The sequence below is a fragment of the Mesorhizobium sp. M8A.F.Ca.ET.021.01.1.1 genome (genome assembly GCF_003998025.1).
Lineage (GTDB): Bacteria > Pseudomonadota > Alphaproteobacteria > Rhizobiales > Rhizobiaceae > Mesorhizobium.
Genome location: NZ_RZSJ01000001.1, coordinates 90,816 through 110,034, shown reverse-complemented (window position 1 = coordinate 110,034; position 19,219 = coordinate 90,816). Strand labels below are relative to the sequence as shown.

General features: G+C 57.9%; 17 protein-coding genes and 1 pseudogene. 8 read left to right on the top strand and 10 right to left on the bottom strand.

The genetic code is table 11. The features are described from left to right. The first annotated feature begins 1,082 nt into the window (after window positions 1-1,082). Window positions 1,083-1,943 carry a DUF4231 domain-containing protein gene (locus EOA36_RS00495; protein ID WP_095488148.1) on the top strand — a complete coding sequence of 287 codons (861 nt, stop codon included), beginning with the start codon at window positions 1,083-1,085 and terminating at the stop codon, window positions 1,941-1,943. 9 nt (window positions 1,944-1,952) lie between these two features. Next, a complete protein-coding gene (locus EOA36_RS00490) occupies window positions 1,953-2,459 on the top strand; it encodes a TIR domain-containing protein (RefSeq protein WP_126097358.1) in 507 nt (168 codons plus the stop codon). Window positions 2,460-2,972: 513 nt separating this feature from the next. Here the strand turns inward: EOA36_RS00490 and EOA36_RS00485 are convergent. Then, a pseudogene (locus EOA36_RS00485) lies at window positions 2,973-3,407 on the bottom strand (transposase); the annotation flags it as partial. Window positions 3,408-3,759: 352 nt separating this feature from the next. Between EOA36_RS00485 and EOA36_RS00480 the strand changes: the two are divergent. After that, window positions 3,760-5,166: an aminotransferase gene (locus EOA36_RS00480; RefSeq protein ID WP_063169303.1), complete on the top strand. Its 1,407-nt coding sequence runs from the start codon at window positions 3,760-3,762 to the stop codon at window positions 5,164-5,166. Window positions 5,167-6,101: 935 nt separating this feature from the next. After that, window positions 6,102-6,839, top strand: coding sequence for a LuxR family transcriptional regulator (locus EOA36_RS00475; protein WP_126102498.1), 738 nt, complete (start codon window positions 6,102-6,104; stop codon window positions 6,837-6,839). Between the two features lie 530 nt (window positions 6,840-7,369). Here the strand turns inward: EOA36_RS00475 and EOA36_RS00470 are convergent. Next, the gene (locus tag EOA36_RS00470) at window positions 7,370-7,651 is read right to left on the bottom strand and encodes a DUF2285 domain-containing protein (protein WP_126097359.1); all 282 of its coding nucleotides are present in this window, start codon (window positions 7,649-7,651) and stop codon (window positions 7,370-7,372) included. 116 nt (window positions 7,652-7,767) lie between these two features. Here EOA36_RS00470 and EOA36_RS00465 point away from each other — a divergent pair, with 116 nt between their 5' ends. Beyond that, window positions 7,768-8,001, top strand: a complete 234-nt coding sequence (locus EOA36_RS00465; protein ID WP_126097360.1) for a helix-turn-helix transcriptional regulator — start codon at window positions 7,768-7,770, stop codon at window positions 7,999-8,001. 479 nt (window positions 8,002-8,480) lie between these two features. Here EOA36_RS00465 and EOA36_RS00460 read toward each other — a convergent pair whose 3' ends face one another. After that, entirely contained in the window at window positions 8,481-8,747 is a 267-nt protein-coding gene (locus tag EOA36_RS00460) for a DUF2285 domain-containing protein (protein WP_126097361.1), read from the bottom strand. 109 nt (window positions 8,748-8,856) lie between these two features. Between EOA36_RS00460 and EOA36_RS00455 the strand changes: the two genes are divergently transcribed. Beyond that, window positions 8,857-9,075, top strand: coding sequence for a helix-turn-helix transcriptional regulator (locus EOA36_RS00455; protein WP_029354714.1), 219 nt, complete (start codon window positions 8,857-8,859; stop codon window positions 9,073-9,075). A 739-nt stretch (window positions 9,076-9,814) separates the two neighbouring features. On the opposite strand, the gene EOA36_RS00450 is transcribed toward EOA36_RS00455, so the two are convergent. From EOA36_RS00450 to EOA36_RS00420, 7 genes are all read right to left on the bottom strand, one after another. Beyond that, a complete protein-coding gene (locus EOA36_RS00450) occupies window positions 9,815-10,513 on the bottom strand; it encodes an OmpW family protein (RefSeq protein WP_126097362.1) in 699 nt (232 codons plus the stop codon). A 38-nt stretch (window positions 10,514-10,551) separates the two neighbouring features. Next, window positions 10,552-12,714 carry a prolyl oligopeptidase family serine peptidase gene (locus tag EOA36_RS00445; RefSeq protein ID WP_126097363.1) on the bottom strand — a complete coding sequence of 721 codons (2,163 nt, stop codon included), beginning with the start codon at window positions 12,712-12,714 and terminating at the stop codon, window positions 10,552-10,554. A 213-nt stretch (window positions 12,715-12,927) separates the two neighbouring features. After that, on the bottom strand, window positions 12,928-13,842 hold the full coding sequence (locus tag EOA36_RS00440) for a hypothetical protein (protein ID WP_126097364.1): 915 nt from the start codon (window positions 13,840-13,842) through the stop codon (window positions 12,928-12,930). A gap of 365 nt (window positions 13,843-14,207) precedes the next feature. Further along, window positions 14,208-14,882, bottom strand: a complete 675-nt coding sequence (locus EOA36_RS00435) for a hypothetical protein (protein ID WP_127275150.1) — start codon at window positions 14,880-14,882, stop codon at window positions 14,208-14,210. A 108-nt stretch (window positions 14,883-14,990) separates the two neighbouring features. Continuing rightward, window positions 14,991-15,413, bottom strand: a complete 423-nt coding sequence (locus tag EOA36_RS00430; RefSeq protein ID WP_126097366.1) for a hypothetical protein — start codon at window positions 15,411-15,413, stop codon at window positions 14,991-14,993. Window positions 15,414-15,747: 334 nt separating this feature from the next. Continuing rightward, entirely contained in the window at window positions 15,748-16,065 is a 318-nt protein-coding gene (locus tag EOA36_RS00425; protein WP_126097367.1) for a hypothetical protein, read from the bottom strand. Window positions 16,066-16,094: 29 nt separating this feature from the next. Continuing rightward, the gene (locus tag EOA36_RS00420) at window positions 16,095-17,204 is read right to left on the bottom strand and encodes an XRE family transcriptional regulator (RefSeq protein WP_126097368.1); all 1,110 of its coding nucleotides are present in this window, start codon (window positions 17,202-17,204) and stop codon (window positions 16,095-16,097) included. A gap of 140 nt (window positions 17,205-17,344) precedes the next feature. Here EOA36_RS00420 and EOA36_RS00415 point away from each other — a divergent pair, with 140 nt between their 5' ends. Together EOA36_RS00415 and EOA36_RS37950 are read left to right on the top strand one after the other, a co-directional pair. Continuing rightward, window positions 17,345-18,019, top strand: coding sequence for a hypothetical protein (locus EOA36_RS00415; RefSeq protein ID WP_126097369.1), 675 nt, complete (start codon window positions 17,345-17,347; stop codon window positions 18,017-18,019). Window positions 18,020-18,442: 423 nt separating this feature from the next. Further along, entirely contained in the window at window positions 18,443-18,790 is a 348-nt protein-coding gene (locus tag EOA36_RS37950; RefSeq protein ID WP_245464223.1) for a hypothetical protein, read from the top strand. Window positions 18,791-19,219: the final 429 nt, after the last annotated feature.

Sequence of the window (19,219 nt, the reverse complement as noted above, 5' to 3'; positions counted from 1 at the left end):
GGGGAACTTTCGCCCTGGATTGGCGATCAGTGGCGATTGAGCTTAGTCGCGGTCAGCGCATCCGTGTAGGGGGCGAAATCTACAGCGAGGGTTTGGCAAGCCGACGGATAGCGGGAGTGCAAGCTGGCCCGCTCGGCCTTGACGACCAACCGGGCCCTCGACGCCTGCGGACATTCGGAGATCGCTCCATCGCGTTTTTACGTCCTAAGTTCGTTGCTGATCGAGATTAGGAGATCGTCTGTCCTGTTTGACATTGCTGGTCTCCGCAGCCTTCTAAGTGAGGAGCATGGCTGTGCCGGGGGCGCGTAGGTGGGTGACAAGGCCGGTCACTCCTGCCAGCCGACGTGGTCTTTGAGAAGGTGGAGGTTGCGCTACCCGGCTGGAGAGCATGGTGCCAGTTTTCACAAGACAAGGGTCGCTTAATCGAATGGGCGTCAAGTTCATAGATTGCGAACAGATCATGGGGGGATTTGAATAGTGCTACTGACCGAGGCAGAGCTGAAAAGAGTTGCGAATGCCAGTCGAGGACATAGAGCCGCATCGATCGTTCTAAAGGAAGAGACGGCCGCAGCTACAGCCAGATCGTCATTCGACGTTTTTCTGTCACATTCTTTCAAGGACGCAGAGATCATTCTCGGTGTGAAGCGAATTTTCGAGGAGCTTGGGTTCACTGCTTACGTAGATTGGGTCGAAGATTCACAACTGGACCGCACAAAGGTCTCCTCGGCCACCGCCGAGTTGCTGCGAACCCGTATGAGGCAGTCAAAGACGCTTATCTATGTGCATTCAAACAATTCTCCAGGATCCAGATGGATGCCTTGGGAGCTTGGCTTTTTCGATGGGTTTCGGACCGCGGTAGCGGTTCTGCCCGTGGCAAAAAATTCTTCGGAAACATTCTCCGGGCAAGAATTTTTGGGCCTATACCCTTACATTGATGGGACAGGACCTGCATTCCTGTTTATGAACAGAGGGACCGCGCCTCGCTCAAGAATAGGCTCTGTAAGCTCGACTGCTAACCTCACGTTTGCCAAATCCTGGCTTAAAGAATTTACCGCCACAAAATAGACTGGTGTGCTTCAAAAATGAAATATCCTGGACTCTATAATAGCGCCGACGTGGCATCCAACGAGCAGCAGGCGACGTTTCTGCGCCTGATCCGGGCAGAGTACGTTCTTCTTTTTTTAGCGTCGGTGCTCTCTTTGGACTTGTCGTCATCAAAAGCCTATTTCGGTGTCTATGCTGCGGTATTTCTTTGCTCAATGGGAGTCCTCATTTTCCGGTCGGTCACAAAGCCCGAGCAGGTCTGGTATCAGGCTCGAGCTCTGGCAGAGTCGGTGAAGACATTGACTTGGCGCTTCGCGATGCGAGCACAGCCGTTCGATGACGCGCGCGCGGCTGACGCCAGAGCTGATTTTCGAAAGCTCATGGAAGATATCCTTGATAGCAATCGTCACCTTGGTAGCGCGTTGAGCGGCACCGATTCAGCATCGCCCCAAACAACGGACGAGATGATGTCGATAAGGGACTCCCCGCGAAAAGAACGAAAAGACCTATATCTGCAGAGACGAATCTGCGACCAACGGAAGTGGTACGAGAAGAAGGCGCGCTCGAACAAGAGGTCCGCGAAAGTCTGGATGGGCCTTGGTATTTTTGCATACGCTCTGGGATTCTCGTTCATCGTAGTACGCATCGCTGACCCCGCGATGCCAGGCTGGCCGACCGAGCCGCTAATTGTCATCGCCGCCTCCCTTATCGGGTGGACCCAGATCAAGAAATTTAACGAATTGGCATCGGCTTACACGTTGACAGCTCACGAGATCGGCTTGACTGCCGACCTTATTACGGACGCCAACTCGGATGAGGCATTCTCCGCCGCGGTGAACGAAGCCGAACTGGCTTTCTCACGGGAGCACACCCAGTGGGTTGCTCGTCAAAACAACTAAGAGACAACAATGGCATACAGCGATCCGACCTATGTAATATTTGACGGCGATGAAGACGCTTGGGCATACCGCTTTATGAAAGGGTGGAACGCCAGCGAGAATGTGAGTTTTGAATTCGCGAACGCTCACGATCTGGACAATATGACGGGCCGAGCACAGGACGAAGATTATGTTAAACGCAATCTTCGCAACAGAATGAATGGATCGAGCCAGGTACTTGTCCTGATCGGTGAGAAGACGAAAAACCTTTTTCGCTTCGTGCGCTGGGAAATGGAATTGGCTCTTGATCTAGGTCTGCCGATAATCGCAGCAAACCTTAACGGCTCGCGGCAACAAGATGTGAGCTGTCCGCCTATCATCAGGGACAAATGTGTTGTGCACGTGCCGTTCAAGATGAAGGCCATCAAGCACGCGCTAGCCAATTGGCCGAGCGAATTTCATCGGCTTTCAAACGCTCAGCGTGGCGATGGCGCCAGGAGCTATGGCGAAAGCACCTATCGCGATCTCGGCTTATAATCGCCCACCTAAAAGCACTTAGCCGCCAAAACATCCTCGCCATCCGCTGGCGGCGACTAGCCTTAGCAACGACCGCCAGCCTGTTCCGAGCTTGCCGAGCGATGATAAGAAGACGTCCGATTTGCTGAGTTTGGCAGAAAGCTGCAGGTCATGTGCAACCTATTTGAGGAGCCCCGCTCGAAGCGTCGGATCGTCAGGCACGATCACGTCGCGCGAGGGCGCTGGTTTCGCGAGGAAAAGGAGCGGCTGTTCGACGTTGAGGCTTGATCCAGCGTTTCGAGACTGCACGAGCGGCGAGCATTGATGGAGGCAGCTTTTCAGGCCGCGCAATTCTGTCGGCTGCCCCCTCCTGCGAGCCGCAGCTCGGCTCGCCCTGCGCTGCAACCACGAATCTGCGATCGCAAGAAAGGCAACACGCTGACCGATAGAACTTGGCGGCGCTGGTCGGCTGCGAATCAAGATGTCGATGGCAAGGAGCTCTCGCCGCGCGTCTTTGCCGGGCCGAACCTTCTGGCTCTCGTCCAGCCGCTTGTTGATGGCCGAGATCGACGAGGCCGAGAACTCATGGCCGCACAGCTCTTCGGTGATCGCCTTGACCTTCCGGGTCGACACGCCCTGCACATACATCTCCGCAAGCGTCGCCACCAAGGCCCGCTCGGAACGCTGGTAACGCTCGAAAAGTTCGGTCGAGAAGCGGCCCGCCCGGTCCTGCGGAACCCGCAGCTCAAGCTTGCCGACCCGGGTGACAAGCGTGCGGCCATAGTAACCCGAGCGATAGCCGAGACGCTCCGGCGTGCGCTCGCTCTTCGAAGCACCCAGCGCCTCGTCCATCTCGGCCTCGAGCACCTCCTGCATCACCGCGCGGATCACCTCGTGCAATCCATCCGGATTCGAAAGCAGAATGTCTTTGACGGCAGCGCTGGCGGTCTTACTTTCTGTCTTGGTCATGGTGGCGTTCCTTCCAGGGAATCGGTGACGTTGAACATCACCAGCCTGCCATGACCGCCCTCTCTCAGCGAATTTGCAGAACCCTCAGCACACTACCCAATATCGCCCGCTAATCGGGCACTATGGTGGGCGCATGCGCGTCGTAAGCTGTTCGTGTTTGCAGGACGCGCCCCCGACCCTCGGCTAAGGCGAAGGTGACGCCTTAGTTTTCACGGCAATTCGGGCCGATCCCGCGAATTCCACGGCCAATAACCTGCATTCCCGAGAAACTCGAGGGACGTTTCCGGTATGCTATTTGCTAAACAGGTGGCTGGCCGAGTGCCCTCCGCCAATTTATCGCGAGGAGAGGGACATGCGCTTGAGCAATCTGGGAACCGAGCAACTCCGGGAGAAGGATAGAAGCTTCGTCTTCCATCCTTCTACGCATTTGGCCAAGCACAGCCGAGGCGAAACGCCAAATAGGATTATGGCCGGTGCGGAAGGCGTCTATATCTGGGACACCGAAGGCCGAAGGAGCCTCGACGGTTTCGGAGGACTCTACTGCGTCAACATGGGATATGGATGCACGGAGATCGCCGAGGCCATTGCCAGGCAAGCACACGAATTGCCGTTCGCGCACGTCTATGCCAGCCAAGGTACGGAGCCGGTCGCCCTGTTGGCAGAGGCCGTGGTCGAGTATTTCGGTCAGAACATGCGAAGGGTCTATTTCGGCCTCTCCGGTTCCGATGCCAACGAAACCAACATCAAGCTGGTCTGGTACTATAATAACATTCTTGGCCGGCCCGAAAAGAAAAAGATCATCTCGCGAAATCGCGGCTATCACGGGTCTGGATTGGTCACGGGTAGCCTAACTGGCCTTCCCTTCTTTCACAATTTCTTCGACCTGCCTCTGGATTTGGTGCGCCATACAACCACGCCGCACTATTACCGCCAGGCGCGTGTCGAGGAGAGCGAGGAAGCGTTCTCCCGGCGCTGTGCCGATGAGCTTGAAGCCTTGATCCTGGCCGAAGGACCGGAAACGGTTGCAGCTTTTATCGGAGAGCCGGTACTTGGGACAGGAGGTATTGTGCCGCCCCCCAAAGGGTACTGGACGTCCATTCAAGCGGTGCTCGACAAATACGATATCCTTCTAATCGCGGATGAAGTGGTCTGTGGCTTCGCGCGAACCGGCGAGAAGTTCGGTTCCCACCTGTATAACATGCGTCCGGATTTCGTGACCATCGCAAAGGGTTTGAGTTCCGCCTACCTCCCCATCTCCGGGTCAATCATTGGCGACCGTGTCTGGTCGGTTTTGGAACAAGGAACTGAGAAGCACGGCGCACTCGGCCACGGCTGGACATATTCGGGGCACACGCTTTGTGCCGCAGCCGCGCTCGCCAATATTCGACTGCTTAAAGAAAAAAATATTCTGGAGCATGTCCGCGATGTTGGACCGTATTGGCAAGACCGGATGAAGGCCGAGCTGGCGGGACATCCCATCGTTGGTGAAGTTCGCGGAGTGGGTATCCTGTCGGCCGTAGAGATGATGCGGGACCCAAAACAAAGGATACCATTCGAACCCGACCTTCAGGTCGGGGTGCGCACTGCAGCTGCTCTGTTTGAGAATGGTGTCATCGGACGGGCCATGCCGCATGGCGACATCCTCGGTTATGCCCCCCCCCTGATCATTACCCGAAAAGAGATCGACATCATTGTCGACGCGACGGTAAAGTCGGTCGATACCACCTATCGCGCGCTGAAGGCCGAGGGTGCCGTATGATTTTGCGATCGCGAAGGAGCGAGTCCGGAGGCAGGCATGTCCCTGCGCGCTACTGCGCCGAGCAGACCCAAAACTGTTGAATTCCAGATATCTGATCTTGAGCATGCTCCGGGCTATTTCAGTCACGATTTGTAACCGAATCAGATCTGCCGCCGCTGTCCTGTTGCCCAACGACCAGGACCTCTGTGCGGCGCGCCCTGCGGGTGTACCTCCCCGCCGGCAGGGCGCCCTTTTTGACCCACGTAATCAGTATCATTATGGCCCGTGCGGAATCGAGGGTCTGGTAAAGGTCATCTGCACGTTCCGATGCAGATTGAGCTTAGACGTGCCCTTTACATCATTGCAGCGGGCCACGGTCGCCGGTTCCAAAGTGCGGCAATGCCGATGATTATCTTCCTTCACATCACAAAGAGCAGAATAATCATTGCGGTGAATTTTATCACGTCAGGTATATAAAAGGACGATACTCACACGCCACCCCGTTCACAAGGAAAGGCATTTTAATATTGTTGAGACGATTTGCCTATCAAAGAAAAGAAAGCATCGCAACACTTCTTTGCGGATCACGGCGCCCCGGGTGGGGGATGAGCGGCTATCCGAATTGTTATGCTAATGCCGACCCAAATTCCTGCAAAAGCTGGGGTCAATGATGGCTTTTGGTCAGCGCAGGATGATTTCTCCTGGTTTGGTCGGTGCAGGGGCGGTCATGATTTAATGCATGGAGATTCTCTGATTGAGCTGTTGAGATCATGAGGCGTCTGCCAGACGCCCATCGGGTGAGCCCAGCATGATTGGGATGACCGACGAAGATCGAAAGTGTGGCAGCATTCTGGAGCCCGGTCAGCCCAGCGACGCCCGCGGATTCAATCACGTTTGTCGGGACATACACGACGCAGCCGGAAGGCGTGCAGAAAGAGGAAGAATCGAGCGCGACGATGACGAGGGACATGCCACTTGTTTTCGAGACATTCCTAGAAAGACTGTCACAGAGTGTCGATGAGGCAGATTTCCGGGATGCCATGGCTGAGGCGGCCGGACGACTTGACCTAATCTTCTTTGCCTACCTCTCCTTGCCAGCACGGCCTTCCGGCAAACCGAGGCTAATTTCAAACTATCCACCCCGCTGGACCAGACAGTATCTGGAAAATCAGTATGAGAAACTCGATCCTGTGGTCTTGCGTGCTCGAAATGGCGGCTGCCCGTTTCACTGGGGATCGAATTTCGGAGGCGATAAAATGTCGCCGGCTCAACAGCAGCTATTCGATGAGGCGGCTCAATTCAGCATCTGCTGCGGTTTGACGATCCCAATTGTCGATCTCCGCGGCCGCATCGCTGCGGTTACTTTTGCCGCCGATGAGCCTCGTCCAGTATTTCTTCGGGTCGCTGAGCGGTACGAACAAGCTCTTCAACTGATGGCGGCCTGCTTTCATCGTTGCGTTCGCCGCAAATTGCCGAGCGATCGAACAGTGGATGGGATTTCGCTGACATCCCGCGAATATGAGTGCCTGAGGTGGGCAGCGCGGGGTAATTCAGCCTGGGTGACCGGCCGCATCTTGGGTATCAAGCCACGCACGATCGCTTTTCATTTGGACAATGCCAAGAAGAAGCTAGGCGTGCGAACCCAAAATCAGGCTATAGCCCTTTTGGGGTCCGAAGGGTCCTCAATTCTCTGAGAAGCTTTCTGATCCCCTTGTGCTCGGGCCATTCGATCGCACGCCTTGTATCGAGCGTTGACTGGATGCCAAGATCTTCTGTTCCGCCGGCTCGGGCGATGCAGCCGTATTCTTCCAGTCCGCGCCGGTGCTCATAGTCTATGGGTGCTCGAGCGGGTGTTTCGTCGCTGACGAGCTAGTCGTGCGGTTATATAGTTTCCGAGGATGGCCCGCTTGCATACCTGCCTGCCGGTAATCTCTAAACCCTTAACTTAGGGCGATGGCTGTCGGTTATGCGGCTTGAAAGCGAAGAGGTGGACCCTTCGTCGAGCGCCGGCACGATATGGAGTGCTGCTCCGGGCTAATACCCATCCAGACAGAGCGGAACCTTCTATCACGTCAGACGCTCGGTTGCCAAACCCGATTTCCTGGGAACTTAATTGTGCTCGCCACTGGGGCCATTTTGCCGGGGCTGTAGTGCAGGTCCCGATCAGCCTGACCGTGGCTGCCACAGGAACTGCCTGCTTCTATGACCGAGCACTGCGAATTTGTCAGCTGGCGAACAATTCCTTGTAGCCGCTCGTCACCATCCAGTTCGCACGGTCGAGATGACTACGAAGCGCCTTCCTGGCGCGCTCCGGTTCAAGTGCCGGATCAATGCCGAGGATCAGTTGGGCCATTTCCTCTTCGGGCGCCTCATCGGCTGAGGCGTCCAGGAGCCTCATATAGATGGTAAAGTGCGCCCTGTCGTAGGAGGTAAGACGGTCAGACCAAGGGACTTCGTCGAGCAGTGTTGAGCTTTGAGTCCTATCTGTTCCCGGTGATCGATTCATGTCTGCCGCGAACCTCGCATGTTGATCGCTGGATGCAAGGCAGAATATCCCAAAATGGGATAATCCGAAACGGGGATTAGTCGCTGAGCCGGTCTCTACCTGACCGGTTCACCTAAATGCCCAAATCTCTTCGATCTCCCCGCCACCAGCGGTTTCTGGCCCAGTTGATCTCACTGCGCAATGTCAAAGGGCTGACGCAGGCGCAGGTGGCTGAGAAGCTTGGTCGTCCGCAATCTTTCGTGGCGAAATATGAGGGTGGCGAGCGGCGTCTCGATATCATTGAGTTTCTCGACGTAACTGCGGCCCTCGATGCTGATCCGTGTGAGATTCTGTTGAGCCTGCGCACGTAGTGGGCGCCCGCGCCCTCACCGCGCGTGCCGTGTGCCGGTGGATTGATCCCCGCTTTTCTTGGCTCTGGCGTCTCGACCATTCCGCTGCGCCTCCTAGCGCGTCGTTAGACTCTCGCAATTCTCTCTGTTTGTGCCTTTCCCAGCAGGTGGCGCCGTATCCTTCTAGGCCCGCCGCGGCGTCCCGCAACCCTTAGCCAGCTGTGAGCTTTCAGTAGGTCGTCCATCCGGTCCTCCGGATGCGGTGCGGCTCAGACGGCGCGCCCCTTCCTGTCATGACTCGCCGCCGCACCGCTTCCTGGGAAGCAGCCATTGGCGAGCGGAGGACAAAACGATGAGACCAGCGAAGCGCAGGGCCATCCGCGCCGACTGGAAGTCCTCGCGATCATCTTGGAGCGGCATTCGCGCTGTGGTGATGCGTCGATGCATGGTGGTTGCGCTACTTCGTTGCTTGAAGCGAAGCGACCGCACCGCCCATTTCGTCAATTGGCGAACAAATCCTTGTAGCCGCTCGTCACCACCCAGTTTGCACGGTCGAGATGACTGCGAAGAACGTTCCGTGCGCGCTCCGGTTCGCGTGCCGGATCAATGCCGAGGATCACATGGGCCATTTCCTCTTCAGTGGCGTTGTCGGCTGAGGCGTCCAGGAGCCTCATATAGGTTGTAAAGTGGTCCTTGTCGTAGGGCGTGATGCGGTCCGACCAGGGGACCTCGTCGGCGAACGGCGTGTTCGATCTGGGCTGCAACATCGCTAATTCTATCTCCGGCCGATGGACCCGCGAAGCCCTGTGCCTGCTAAATGTGGATTACATATTATAGTTGATAAACTCAAGCCGCCTGATCCGCTGGCTTGCGTGCATGGATATGCGCAAGTTGGTCGGACGGAATGTGCAGAGGATCAGGCAAAGGAAGCGCCTGACGCAGGAGCAGCTTGCGGAGATTTCCGGGTTCAGTCAGCAGTACATCAGCGGCTTGGAGAAAGGCCGAAGAAATCCGACAATTATCACGATCTATGAACTGGCATTGGCCCTCGGCGTCAGCCACATGGATCTGGTTCGGCCCGACAAACAGGCCTGATGCCCCCGCCCTCCAAGTAGCTGGCGGCCTGATGGCGCGCGCCGGGTGCTTGTGAGCCCACGCTTTTCTTAGGTCCCCCGGCAGCCCCTGCCATTTAGCTCGCCCTCGCGCGGGCGCACCCTATTGGACAGTCGGCCGCTGCGTTTTTGTCAGCTTTTCCTGGGACGTGGGGTGGTCGGCATTCCCTTTTAGGCCCGCCGCGGCCTGCCGCAACCTTCGCTCTCGCTTCAGGTCCTTCTCTTGGTTACGGTCCTTCGGATGCGGTCTGCCTCTTTCAGCGGGCCTAATCGCTTTCTGTCGCCCGCCCCACGGGGACAGGCACGCGAGACTAGTATGGAGCGTTGCGGTTAGCGCGCGAACAGCAAAGGAACCGAAAAAACAGGCAACTGTCGCAGCATGGCTGAACCAGCCATCGTGTCGGCATCTAGGAGTCGCGTGTTCGCCTTGCGCTGACACGAAGCTCAGACATAACGTCCGGGAGACGATGCTGGCAAATAGTCTGGCTGAAGCATTCCACCCACAATACCAAAGCCCGTCCCGATCCAAAGCGCTTCTAAGCCCTCCATCTCAGGCGCGAGGCCTGCTGGCCAGTGCACCTTCTTGGTCCGCCGGAAGAGAGCCCCGCCCTCTCGACAATCGGCTTCATGAGGTCTCGCCCTGCAGTGTCGACCGTAAAAAAGGGCGCGCGAGGCGCCCTTCATTTAAACCGGCAGTCGGGAAGCAGACTTCACTCTGATATTCAAAAGCGGTAGGTGACACCTGCGCCTATCAGCCAGGGATCGAGCTCCGCCTTCCCCGTCAGCTTCGCGCCGGCCACCGTGACGTCGAAGTCCGGCTTCAGGAAAAGCTTCTTCACGTCGAAGTTGAGGCCCCAGTGCTGGTCCACCATGTAGTCGAATCCGACCTGCAGCGCCGTGCCGAACGTGTTCTTCACCTTGAGAGCATCAGCGCTGCCAGTGTCCTGGTTGTAGAAGATCGTGTAGTTCACGCCTGCGCCGACATAAGGTTTGAACGCGCCGAGATCGGTAAAATGGTACTGCAACGTGAGCGTCGGCGGCAGCAGCCAAACTTTGCCGATGTTGCCCAACCCTCCGATCGTCCCTTGGCCCGCGATGTTGGCATAGGTGGTACCGAGTATGAGTTCGGCGGCGATGTTGTCGGTGAAGAAATACGAGATATCGAGTTCCGGCGTCACCGTGTCCGAATACGAAAGACCGGAGCCGGGAAGCGTATCAACGTAGCCCAGATCTTTCGTAACGACGCCCAACGCCCGCAGGCGGATCTGCCAAGGGATTGGCGCTTCGGTGACCGAGGCTCCCGTCTCCGCCAGGACGGTCTCTGCTTGCGCAGGCTCCGCGGCGACGGCCTGCTGTCCCACCATGATCAGGGCCACCGCCGCTGCTGTTGCCCGCGCTACGCCCATTCGCGTTCTCGCCATGAGATTCACTCCTTGATGTTCAGAAAGGATGCACTGCACTATTTCGTCTCCTGCTCGAATGAATTGTTGATGGACCTCAAATGCCCCACTTGCGTTGCAACGCGTTCCGCCGTCTCCGGAAGGTGATCGTTGAAGCCGATTGCGCTGCGGAGAAAATTGGTGCCTAGACTGATGAATGCGGCTTGCTCCCGATTGTCCTCGCCGCAGCCGTGCCCGCCTGCGCTGGCCTCGTAGAAGTAAGCGGGATAGCCAAGAGCCTGCAGTTTTGCGGCCATCTTGCGCGCATGGCCCGGATGGACGCGGTCGTCGCGTTTCGTGGTGGCGATCAGGATAGGCGGATAGGGCTGTCCCGGCGCTGCGGCGTGATAGGCGGAGATTTCCTTCAGGAAAGCCCAATCGTGAACCTTGTCCGGATCGCCATATTCGTCGATCCAGCTCGCGCCCGCCAAGAGCTTGGTGTAGCGACGCATGTCGATAAGCGGTGCTGTGCAGAACAGAGCCCCGAAATGCTCAGGATAGCGGGTCAGCATGTTTGCGATCAGCAGGCCGCCATTTGAGCCACCCTCGGCGGCAATCCGCCTCGGCAGGGTGATGCCCCTTCGCACGAGGTCGGCGGCAACGGCGGCGAAATCGTCATGGGCGAGACGCTTGCCCTCCCTGCGCCCGGCTTCGTGCCAGCGGGTGCCGAACTCGCCGCCGCCGCGGATGTTCGCCTCGACACACGTGCCGCCGCGCTCGAGCCACAGCTTGCCCAGCGGGGAGTTGTAGTAGGGCAGGAGTGATACGCCGAACCCGCCATAAGCGGAAAGGTGAATCGGAGCATCTCCGTTCCCGTTCGCCGGACCAACCTGCGTATAGGGGATCAGCTCATGATCGATAGAGACTGCCTCGTGGCGCGTGACCACCAGTCCGGATGCATCGAAATTCTCCGGGCTGCGCTTCAGGATTGCTGAAGCGCTGAGAGACGGCGCGGCATTGAGATCGAATAGCAAGAGCTGCGGCGGCGTGATCGGATCCTGAGCACAGACCAGGACCTCTCCATTGGCCTCGTGAACTGCCGCATCGAATGACCAGACGTGGACAGTCCCTTCGGCGGGCAGAGTGTCCAGGACTCGGCGCGTCCATTCCTGGTGGCCGGGAGTGAACATCTCGAAACGCGGTACGAGATTGATGAGGTAAGAGATAATGAGCTTCCCGTCATTCCAGAAGAATGACTGCAGGGAGCGCCTTTCCCCTGGTTGAAACAGGGTCTCAAATCGGCGTCCGCCGGCGAGGAAAGAGCAAAGCGAGATGACGATCAGCGCGTCGGCGGGATGGGTGGTGCCTCCCACCGTCCACGGCTTGCGCGGCCTTACCGCCAGCCAGTCGCCGAAGACCCGCCACGACGCGTCACGAGGAAGATCGATCTGCCTCCTCGGCCCGCTCCTGTCGCCGATCCAGCTGATTTCCTCGAAGAAGGCCGGCTTCTCGATGAACCAAAGGCGCTCGCTGCGGCCGGTGCGGTCCGAATGACCAGACACCTTGAGGCTCTCGAACCCGGCCTCGAAGATTACCGGTGTGGTGAGGGGATCCGCGTCACGCTTCCACAGTCGCACGGTGCGCGCATAGCCGGAGCGGGTGGCCATGCCATTACCAAGCGCACTGGAAAGCAGAAGCGTGTCAGGGTCCAGCCAACTAACGTAGCCTTTGGCCTCGGGGAGATTGAAACCGTCGGCGACAAAGCTCAGAGAGATCAGGTCGAATTCGCGATGCACGACCGCGTCGCTGCCGCCGCGCGACAGGCGCAGAACGGCTCTTTCCCGTCTCTCCGGCTCGATGGACGCGCCGTCCCAGATCCAATCCTCTCCGTCGCTAGCCGCGAGAGCATCCAGATCGAGCAGTAGCTCCCATTGGGGATCCGCCTTCATGTAGGCGGCAAGGGTGGTCCGGCGCCACAGTCCGCGTGGATTTCCGGCATCTCGCCAGTAATTGTGGAGGTACTGACCATGGCGCGCGATCAGGGGAAGGTTGTCGCGATTGTCGAAAATGGCTGTCAGAGCCGCGCGGTCGCGCTCGAACTGCGTTCCACCGAAGTGCTTTAGGGTCTTTGCCGACTGGCCGGCGGCCCAGGCAAGTGCCCGCTCGCCCTCTACATTTTCAAGCCAGAGATAGGGATCGTCGTCGGGAGCATCCAGCGTTGGACGGACATCAAATGCGTTCATGTCCGAACGACCTGAGGAATGAAAGTGGAATGGCTTCCGTTTGATCGGGAACGCTCAGTGTTGGTAGCGGCGCCCACATGTTCGAAAAGCGTGATCATTGATGAGTTCTTCCAGTCGGTGCGGCATCGCAGTGCTTTTGCGCATAGGACCGCAACCGACGTGCCAACTGGGAAAATCGTTTCGGAACAATGCGATCGCTCTGGAAGCGTTGTGTCACATGTCCGACATCGTCGAGAATCCGACAACGAGTGCTCCTCCTAATCCCGGGTCAACTCCGGCGCCAGTCGGTGACACCGTGCAGAATTCGAGCAGACGAGCGCCCCCAAGCTCGCGAAGCGCATTGAAATACGTGAGCACTGTCAGATACGGATCGGCGGCATCTTCCCCTTCTTGCGTCGGGCTGGAAGTCAATGCCTGCGCGCCTGCCAGCAGGGTCTGCATGCTCCGAAGAAAGAGGAGTTTAAGCCCGCGACCCTGACTCGCCACACCGACGTAGAGGCGGGCTGGCTCTCGTGCCGATGGCACAGTGCTGGCGAAGAAGCTGTCGGTACGGTGGATGCCGGGTGGCGGAAATACGGCCGTCTCCGAACGATCGAACAAGGCTGCGATCTGTTTCTCCGCCCTTCGGACGGTCGCGGTCGAGGCGACGATTTTTGGACGAATGAGTCCATGAAGACCCGGCCGCGACGACAGCAGGTCGATCGCTGTTTCGTAGAGTGCGGCCGCCGTTCCAAGCGGGCCAGAGATCAGGTGCAGTTCGTCCTGGATGACAAGATCCGGCGGATCGAGCCGATGCCCGTTTCCGAAGGGGCGACCTTCGCCTGGCTCAGACGCGCCGAAGAACCCCTTGTCCGGATCATGCCGATCTACGTGTCCAAAGAATGCGCCGCTCTTGCCAATCCATGGAAGGGAGGCAAATTTGTCCACCGTGGCGATGAGAAATGCGGGAAGACGGCGGTAAATTGGCTCGTCCACCACGAGCACCGGCAGGTGTCGATCCCGCGTGAAGTCGCATTCGGCGTTCTCGCATTTGAGCACTAGATTCTGCGGAGCTGTCCTGTTGGGCGTGAAGTGGAAGCTCTCTGGCTTGAAGGGCTCACCACACCAGGGACATGCCTTCAGTGGCACCGGGGTTTCGTCTTAGGTCTGCTCTGGTACCGCTTCAGCCAGGTCGTCGCGGCGTCCTTGCCGGAAGAATTTCGCGGCTGGATTGTTCGGTGAGGCTGCGCCGCCCACCCAGAGTCCAATCTCGATCGGCCATTCGCCAAGCGTCTTCCGGCCATTGTCATCATGGGTCCGCAGGAGTTCGAGCGCGCAGACGAGACCAGCGGCGTGAGCAGGCGTAACGTGTAGCGCATGATGACGCTGATGCCCGCACCCAGCACGCCAGATCCGCGGAGCCGCCTCGGCACAATCGCATAGGCGGCAAGTCCAAGATATGCTTCCGTCTTGCCGCCGCCGGTCGGAAAAAAAGCAGGTCGACGATCTCGCGCTCACCACTGTTTCGGTCGGTCACGCCAACGAGATTGAGGAGGACGAAGGCTAGCTGGAACGGCCGCCATGTTGGCGGGTCTACATCGCCCGGCAGCTTCTTCTGCCTCGCGCCGGCGGTTGGCCATCGCCATCGCCGTATTCATCAGGCCGAATGCTTCACGCGCCATCGTATCACGCTTAAGGAGATCTATCCCATCGCGAATCCTGCTGCCGGCGGTGTCAACATTTTCCAGAAGCGCCTGGCCCGTCTTTAGCCGTCTCGGCGCAAGCCCTGTCATCAGTCCTTCCTGACTCCGCCGCCACTCGGCGTAAAGTTCAGGCAGTGAATCCAAGGCTGCACTGACCGCTTCGGCTCCGGAAACGGCAGCCCGAGCGAGAGCCTCCATGCCGAACTCGACGCCATCGCTCCTTGCCGGGACGACACGTTCCACCTCCTGCTGCGGAAGGAAATCGGTCCAAACACGCGTCACGGGGAGCGGATCGTTCGTCGCGTCAAGCCGTTCTTGCCAGCCTGCAGATGTGTTGCGACCAACGGCATATTCGCGGACATCGCGATAATGGAGATCGCCCAGCCTAAGGTCGAAATCATCGGACTGGTAGGTGGACAGGTCGCTGCGCGGATAAAATCCATCCGCACATTCGAGCTCGATCCGGGTCTGGAACGCGTAGGCCACGTCCTTGTACGGAGCCTTTGTGCTCCGTCGACGGTTTACCAAGAAGACGGTGATGACGCGCAGACGCTCTTCAGCCCCCTCCGGAGTCTTTTGACGGAGCACACGGTGTCAACGGCGACTTCGATGCCGCCGCCCGGCCTCTGAGTCAGCGCTTTCCGGCAGCAGGATTCCGGACTGGTTCCGAGTGACGTCGAGGACGATCGCGGCTTCGCCGGGAACCCGAACCCAACGGAGGTTCTCGGGCTTTTCTGGCTTTGGCTTGCCCTTTCCCGACAGTTCGGGAATGAGGAGCGCATCGGGCAATGGGGGCTCCGTCTTATAGTTCCCCCATGTTGCGCGCAGCGTGACTTGACTCACCGTTTGCGGAAGAACCACCGTCAACCCTATCGACGACGGAAGAAACCTGTCCCGCGGTGGTTGGTCAGTCGAATCCTTCTCCTCGACCTCCCCCTCGACAGCGGAGTCCAGCATCTCACTGGCGAGAAGGTCGTCGGCGGTTTCTTCGATGGTTTCCTCGCCGTCAGGTATCACAGGCGCAACACCGTCGTAGGCGGGAACGATAAAGCCCCCGGCGTCCCAGCGATTGCTTCTCGGTCAAACTTCGCGTGCGAGATTCTGATCAAGGTCAGGATTCGGGCCGACTAGGTCGCGGCGGAGGATGTCGATCAGCTTGTTTCGTACCTCGAGCGAATTCGTCATGGTGTCGGTCTCTCAAGGTAAAGCTGCGCAGCGTCTGGTCGAGCCATTTTTGGGTATAGGCATCTTTAACAGGACCTTCGGACGATGGCCGATATCGGCGAGGAGCCGCTCCAACGAGACCAGTCTGTCGCGCAAGCCGAGGCGCAGCCCAACGCGAAGACTCGCCTTATCCGGACCGCAAAGGAGCCAAGCGTCGCTGCGCGTGATGGTGTGTCCAGAGCATCTGCTCTCCGGCGTCCAGAAAGCGCATATGGTCGTCACGCAATAGCGCGCTCGCGCGTTCAATGTCGCTGACCGGATGTACGGCTTTAAGTGTCTCTCTCAGAACATTAGCTTCGATCTGCTGTTCGGGCCGCCGCCTCTGGAGCCCTGTCTGGGTTTCGATCTCACACATCTCGACCGTCTCCACCGGGTACCCGCTCGTCAGCGCCTTCCATGCCGACACACGCCAGCACTCGATGATGACGTTGGTATCGACCAGCAACGAACTTCGGTGCCGCGGCATTCACCCGCCTACAACTCGTATGGCGCTTCCACGCTGTGAACTGCAAAGAGGTCCGCAAGATCGTCGATCGAGATGCCGAGCAGGTGCAATACGCGCCTCATCGCCACACGACCCTCATTGACAGCCTTGCCGATCACCTCGACGAACGTCGGGGAGAACAGCGGAAGCAGCGGCTCTTCGGCGGGCTTGCTACGGCCGTTGTTGCGAAGGCGATCTTCGGCGATACCCCTGCCAATATCCTTGTCGATCCAGTCAAGGCCGACCAGCCGCCAGCGCAATGCGGAAGCCGTGACCCTCAATTCATCTGCGACCGCGTTCAGCCGTACGATGAGTTCGTCGCCTGCCAATTCGGACCAATCGCCAACCTTGCCAAGCACAGTTGAAGGCATGAGGAGAGCCGAGGCGAAATTGTCGGCGAGTTGCTCGACCCGGCTACGTTTCTTGGGCACGACATCTTCGACATGATCCGGCGGCATCGCGTCCCAGGTGAGGATGTGGAAAAGCTCGTGAGCGAGGTCGAAATGGCGGCGACCCGCAACCTCGCGGCGATTGATCAACACGACATCCAGTTCCGGCAGGCGGCAGGCGGCGCCCGACACGCCTTCGATCGGATCAACCATCAGGACCAGCATTCCGAGATCCCGCTCCATGACCTCGGCGAGGCGAGCGGCAGGCACGTTTCCTAGCTTATATTCGCCGGCGAACCGGTCGCCCGCAGCCGATGCATCCTCGTAGCTGGATTCTTTTGAAAGACCGAGCGAGCACCTCAGCAGCGGAGCTTCCCTGCCCACTTGTGGCGCGAGCGTACGGAATGCCGCGATCACGCGGCCCGCGTCTTCTTCGTAACCCAGTAGGGCACGACCGATGACGCCGTTCTGACGCCAGGAGAACTTACCTTCGCCGACGAGCAGAAACGGATCGGTGAAAAAGTCCAGCGGAACGCGAAAGATTTCGACGGCGCGAACGAGTTCCTCGGCCGAAAGTCGCCGCTCGCCCGTCTCGATGGCGGAAATGGTCTGGCGGTCCTTGAAGCCGAACAGACGCGCGGCCTCCTCCTGCGAGAGGTTGCGCTGTCTGCGCAGCGCTTTCAAACGGATGCTGATGGTGGGAGTCGACATGTCGCACCTCCGCAATCGCTATAATCTTGCGAATTTTGAAATGCAAGGATATGTCGCGATTTGGACCAGCAAAGCCCCCGTGAGGATCGTGGCTGGCCGTTGATCGGAAACGAATCGGAGGCACCTTCAGGTAACGCACGATGAATTTCACCATTTCCCTTTCTGATGCAGCTCGTCACACTATTACGCTTGCCACACTGGAAGCCTATGTTCTCGGAGATGGTCGTCCGCGCCGAACAAAGCTGGAAACGCTGGGGTATCTTTGGGGCTTCAGTCGCGAGGACTCGAAAGGAACGACCCATTTCCATGTCGATCTTATGAGTCTCAGCATTTCAGCCGAGCGATCACGGAACAGCGTGAAGCCCAACAATCAGGCTGTCCGCCTGAAGAGCGAACTGATGGATCGATGGGCACCACACTTGACGCTCATCGGTGATTTCCACAGTCATCCCTATGAAAATCTTGCCGAGGTACGGGACAGTAGTGGATTCGAGTTTTCGGATGCTGACGAAGCAGCATTTCTAGACGACGACTTCCTGTGGGAGCGGGCTAACAGCCAGCCAATCATGCTGGCAATGACAATCTGCAAGCTGGCGCGGGTCCATGAAAAGCATGCCGCTGAGACCATACGCTCGAACATTGCGCATTTCGACGTGGGTGAATTTCGGTTCTGGTTGAATGCCGCTGTTGGATTCCTAGACGCCTCCGGGTCCAGACGCTGCACTGGGAATCGGCCTTCAAACGTGGAACTCAGAATTGATTCTCGCTTCTACAATTTCTCGAGAGACAGGCTCGTCGTTGCTACCGTGCATTGATTTCCTCGCCTTCTCCTATGGGACCTTAAGTTTCGTGCGGAAAAAACGATTATCAAGAACTCGCCGACGTAAGTCCGGAAATTGGCACGCTACAGGGAGGCCTTACGGTTGGAATGATAATGACACTAGAGCTCATCTTATGACTTGCGAGTCGGTTTCCGATGTAACTACGCGAAATATCAATTCGTCACAGCTATGTCCCTGTGGTTCATGACGGCGGTTTCGGGGGACTATTCTTTTGCAGAACGCTTCTTCGACGCGACACCGCCGAGTGGAAAAATCTCTGAGCGTGTTTCCGCTCCAGAAGAGACGTTGGTTGGAGCCGACGCAAGCATTCTAGACTTCATCCGAGACGCCGACCAAAGGCCGTGTCGGCTAGTTGTTTCCTGACGCCAGACCGAAGGTCTCGTCAGCATTTCAGACATGCAGAAATTGCCAGTGCGAGCAGCGTCCATGGCGGATGCGATAAGGAGACGCTTCGAAACGCCGGGCCGCTGGCTGGAGAAGCTTAGCGCCGAAAGAAGAAAGAAGATTTCTCAAGTGATCGCCGATGCGAAGAGTGATGATGGATTTGTGGACGAGATCCTATTCACTCAGTTCTGCGACAAATCTGATGTTGTTCGAAAAGGAATAGAGCTCCCCCGGAGCGCGACATCGGCCGCCGACGTGTTCCGGCGAGCTGAGAAACTTAGAAATGCTGTTGCGCATGGAAATGACTGTGCCTGGCTCCTTCCGCCGCGAAAAATATCGCAGTGTTGGTCACAGATATGATGATTTTCAAAAGGGAGATTGATGGATAGAAGGCTTGCTCTGCACAGTTGCCTTTTTGGTGCGTTGGGAGACTGTCGACAGCGCGGCCCTTGCGTGTTGGATAAAGCCGCAAACCGGTTGCAAGAAATTCCGTTCGGATCGACGAAAATGACGGTGGCCGCCATCCCATGCACCTGCATCATGCCATTCAAGGCCGAGGCTCTGGTCGAGGTCACCTCATTGAGGATGACGGCGGCCTGAATTGCCTGGATCAAGCAGCCAACCGTGGTACGCGACACCTCATTTATTGAATTGAGGGTGGGTCCGGTGTTCCGGCATTGAAGTCCTGATATCAATTGTGCGACAGGCTGCCTCATCGAACCGCTGGCGGAGGCAAGCGTGGGCTGCAGTACCAGATCACAGGCATGCCGCCAGCGAGGCCCTCCCATG